Origin of the sequence: Candidatus Frankia nodulisporulans (genome assembly GCF_902806475.1) — a bacterium.
Lineage (GTDB): Bacteria > Actinomycetota > Actinomycetes > Frankiales > Frankiaceae > Frankia > Frankia umida.
In genome coordinates this window covers 1-3840 of the sequence record NZ_CADCWS010000331.1, presented here as the reverse complement: position 1 = coordinate 3840, position 3840 = coordinate 1, and the positions used below count along the sequence as shown (strand labels likewise).

Below are 3840 nucleotides of genomic sequence, written 5' to 3'. Positions count from 1 at the left end.
CCCCACAGCATTCTCCGCGATCCGGGCACTCTATTTCATTTCTATTCCATGAGTTCTGCATAAGCCTCCGAGCCTCCTGATATTCGGAAATCCGTGGATGAGAACCGTCCGGCCCACGGGGAATCGCACCATACGAGCTGGGCCGAGCAAAGCCAGGAGCACAAAGATTGGGCCGTCTTAACAGACTCGATGCACCTTCCGCACTGACCCGAGGGTGGGCGGACATGCGTTCGGGCCCGGTCCGTCCCATAGTCCGGACGGACACATCCAGCGCGGCGACTCCCTTCGGTCCGGTGAGGTCGATCCTTGCCGGCGACGGGCCACGGGGCGCGGACGGTGGACGGCGAACCTGCGGTCGCGGGGCGGCGAAGCCGGGCCACGAACGGCGGATCTGGGCTGCGGGCGTGGCGGTTTCGGGCCGTGGGCCGGCGTGGGCCTGGACGGGATGTTTCCGGACGAGCCGATCACAACCGGCAAACCGGCGAGCCCCGAAACAGACCGATAGTTGTCTCTCGTCTGTCGTCCTCAGCAGGACCCGGACGGGTACTCCGACCCCGTGGCAAGGTCGTTACGGCACTCGACTCACCCTCAAGAACCCCACACACTGGTTTCATGCGATGGATCACCGAAACGGGAAGCCGGATCGAGCTACTCAACCCCCGAGCGGCGGAGGAGTACGCCGACTACCTGCTCCGGGTCACAGCCGCCGATGGCACCGAGATCGGCTTTTTCGCGTCCGTCACCGACCTGCAGAACAACGTCGACCTCGCCGGTCTGCGGGCCGTGGGAACGGCCGAGATCTGAACCGCGCCGACCCGGACGGTCGGCGTCTCGTCCAGGCGGATCTGATATTCGGACGGCGTGTTCACCCTGCGGATACCCATCGCCCCGCAGGCTGGATCACGCCGCGTCGCTGGCGAGGCGGTCCGTGTCCCGGCCGGCCAGGGTGGGCGGTGTGCCGCCAGGAGCCAACGGTGCGCCGGTCGCAGTGGACGGTGTGGACGGGGTGGGGGTGCGCATCGCCGCTACCAGGGCGGCGCGGCTGGTCAGGCCGAGCTTGCGGTACATCTGCTCCAGGTGTTTCTGGACGGTACGCGGGCTGATATCGAGCGCGCGGGCGATGTCGCGGTCACCGAGCCCGTCGGCCAGGCAGGCCGCCACCTCACGTTCGCGTGGGGTGGGCGCCGCGAGCCGGTCGGCGGCCTGAGTGGTGGCCGCGCCGTGACGCTGGGCGTCGCGCAGGGCGGTGGTCAGGGTGGCGAGCCGCGCCCGTTGCGCGATCGCCTGGCAGATCAGCGGTGAGGCGAGGTCGAGCAGCTCCCGGGTCCGGGTGGAGAAGCCATGCCTGGAGCGGTTGAACACGAGCACGCTGCCCTGGCGGCGGCCGATCGTGACGAGGCTGAGCAGCTGGTCGCACATCTGGCGCGGCCGGTAGAAGTCGGCGTAGATCGGCAGGTCGCGCAGGGCCGCGCCATCCACCAGGTCCGTCAGGGCCACCGACGTGCCCGACCGCAACTGCCGGTTGCGATGGGCAGTGAACGCCGGATGCTGGTCGAGCACCGCCGCGAATGCGGCCGATCCACTCAGCTCGTCGCACGCCGGTGTGATGACGGCGGACAGCACCCTCCGGCTGGCATGATCCACCCGACAGTAGGACGCGGAGTCGCAGCCGACCATCCGCGCCAGGTGCGCGAGTGCCGGTGTGGGTAGCTCGCCGCCGGGGCCGTCGGCGTGCAGAACACCCACCAGCTCGAGAACGTCCCGCAGGTCCTTTTTCGTGGTTGCGCCCGACATGTTTCGCTATCCTCCCTGGTTATGGTGCGCCGGTGCGCGCCAGCATTCCAGGGTGGGTCGGCGCCATCGTGGAACTGACCGGAATCCGACACCTGTAATGCGCCCGCCACCCGTGTCCGCGCCCTGCGCTACGCACAAGTGCGTATTACCCGACCGCCGGTCGACCTGGTTCCGTGAGGCATCGCATTCACCGGCCACGCCTGTTCGAAACGGCGTCGCCTTACGCCAGCGGAGGTCACCACAATGTTCGACCGGGACGTCCGCGCCTGCGCGTACACGGCGACCGTCGGCGGAGTGGGGACGGAGAGCCCCACGGCGTCGTTCATCCGGGTGGCCCAGCGCTCGGGTAAGCCCAACGGCGTCTTCGTGTCGATGAAGTCCAGCGGCCAGGCCAGTGTGGTCGTGCCGTTCCACCTGGCCGTGACCTGCTGAGCCGGTCGGCGCGGACGGGGTTCGCCGGCCACCCCCGGGCGGCGGCCCCGTAGCGGCGGCCCGGCGGCGTTGGCTCCGGCCGTGTCAGCGAAGGTCGTTCAGGGCGTCGGTCAGCTCCGCCCAGGGGAACACGGTGTTCTCACGGCCCGGTTGGTCCGCTCCCCCACGCGGGTCGCCGGGCCGACCGGACACCAGCCGCACACCCCAGCCGCGCAGCGCCTCGAGGCTCGCGGCATAGGCGGGATGACCGGCCAGCGCGCTGTTCGGGTAGGGCGCCATGACGATCGGCCGGCCGCCGCCGAGGGCCTCGTTGAGCAGGCCGAGTGCCAGGGTGTCCGAGATACCAGCCGCGATCTTGTTGATGGTGTTGAAGGTGGCCGGCGCGACGACGAACGCGTCGGCCGGTGGCAGCGCGTCCGGCTCGCCCGGGCGTTTGTACCGCGACCGGACCGGATGGCCGGTCAGCGCGGCCAGCCGCTCGACGTCGAGGAAACCCAGCGCCGCCGGTGTCGCCACCACACACACGTCCCACCCGGACGCCCGCGTGGCCTCGACGAACACCGGTAGCTCGGCCGCGGGATATCCCCCGCACGCCACGACGTACAGCACCCGCGGATCGGCAGCCATCCGCCCATCCTCGCGTGTTCCGGCATCGCGGTCAGCGGACCGCGCCCAGCCGACCCGTGAAACTCCCCGGCCCGTGCGACTCACTGGCCCACGGGGTCCCTGGTCCACGGCGGGAGCGGGTTCGGTGACCAGGACCGGTGACCGGGAGCACCGAACGGGTGACCGATATCCGACCCGTCCCGGTCCGGCCGGACATCGGTGCTAGCCTCCGCCGACCGCACTATTCCGGGGGTTGACGTGGCACGTATGCGCATCATCGGCACCGCGAGATCGGTGGTGCTCCCGGCGACGATCGGTCTCGCTCTGGTGCTGGGCGGCTGCCAGGGCGATCAGAAGGGCGAGACCGGCACCGGCACCACCGCGCCGGCCACGGCGTCCCCGACCGTCAGTGTCACCGCGTCCCCGGTGCCCCTTGCCACGACGACCCCCGAGATCGCCGCCACCGCACCGCCGACGTCCACCGACGAGCCTCTCTCGCCGTACGCCGAGATCGTCGCGGCCGTGAAACGTGAGCCGGCGCTCGCCACCGACGCGGCCGTGACGGCGGTCGCGGTCTCGACGATCGATCCCACCTGGGCCACCGCCGCCACCGACTCACCGACCGCCGGTGGCGCCAGGGTGCTTCTGCGCCAGACCAGCGGCGTCTGGAAGGTCACCAGCCTCGGCTCCGCGGACATCGGCTGCGATGACGGAACACCCCGTGCGATCCTCACCGAGTTCCACCTGGAATGCCCCGAGTAAACGGTCAGTACTCGACCGATCCCACCTGGGCCGGCGCCGGTGTCGTTTCGCCCACCGCCGGAGGCGTCCGGGCGCTGTTACATCGGACCGGCGGCACCTGGAAGGTCGTCTATCTCGGCTCCGCCCAGGTCGGCCGCACCGGGCGCCTCTCCCCCGCGATCCTGGCCGAGCTTGGTCTGGACTCCCCCGCTGAGGCTGCTCACTCCCGGTCACCCCGCGGCAGAGCGACGGGCCGGGCGGACGCAT

General features: G+C 70.3%; 5 protein-coding genes and 1 pseudogene. 4 read left to right on the top strand and 2 right to left on the bottom strand.

The features are described from left to right. Positions 1-612 precede the first annotated feature (612 nt). Entirely contained in the window at positions 613-804 is a 192-nt protein-coding gene (locus tag G6R24_RS19130) for a hypothetical protein (RefSeq protein WP_163550569.1), read from the top strand. Between the two features lie 96 nt (positions 805-900). Here the strand turns inward: G6R24_RS19130 and G6R24_RS19125 are convergent, their stop codons facing one another. Further along, on the bottom strand, positions 901-1794 hold the full coding sequence (locus G6R24_RS19125) for a helix-turn-helix transcriptional regulator (protein WP_163550568.1): 894 nt from the start codon (positions 1792-1794) through the stop codon (positions 901-903). Positions 1795-2037: 243 nt separating this feature from the next. On the opposite strand from G6R24_RS19125, the gene G6R24_RS19120 reads away from it, so the two are divergent. Beyond that, complete coding sequence (locus G6R24_RS19120) at positions 2038-2226, top strand: hypothetical protein (protein WP_163550567.1); 189 nt, start codon at positions 2038-2040, stop codon at positions 2224-2226. A gap of 84 nt (positions 2227-2310) precedes the next feature. Here G6R24_RS19120 and G6R24_RS19115 read toward each other — a convergent pair whose 3' ends face one another. Further along, the gene (locus G6R24_RS19115) at positions 2311-2853 is read right to left on the bottom strand and encodes a flavoprotein (protein ID WP_163550566.1); all 543 of its coding nucleotides are present in this window, start codon (positions 2851-2853) and stop codon (positions 2311-2313) included. 246 nt (positions 2854-3099) lie between these two features. Here G6R24_RS19115 and G6R24_RS19110 point away from each other — a divergent pair, with 246 nt between their 5' ends. After that, a complete protein-coding gene (locus tag G6R24_RS19110; RefSeq protein ID WP_163550565.1) occupies positions 3100-3594 on the top strand; it encodes a hypothetical protein in 495 nt (164 codons plus the stop codon). Further along, positions 3582-3840, top strand: a pseudogene (locus G6R24_RS22880) (hypothetical protein); the annotation flags it as partial. The gene G6R24_RS19110 and the pseudogene G6R24_RS22880, both read left to right, overlap by 13 nt.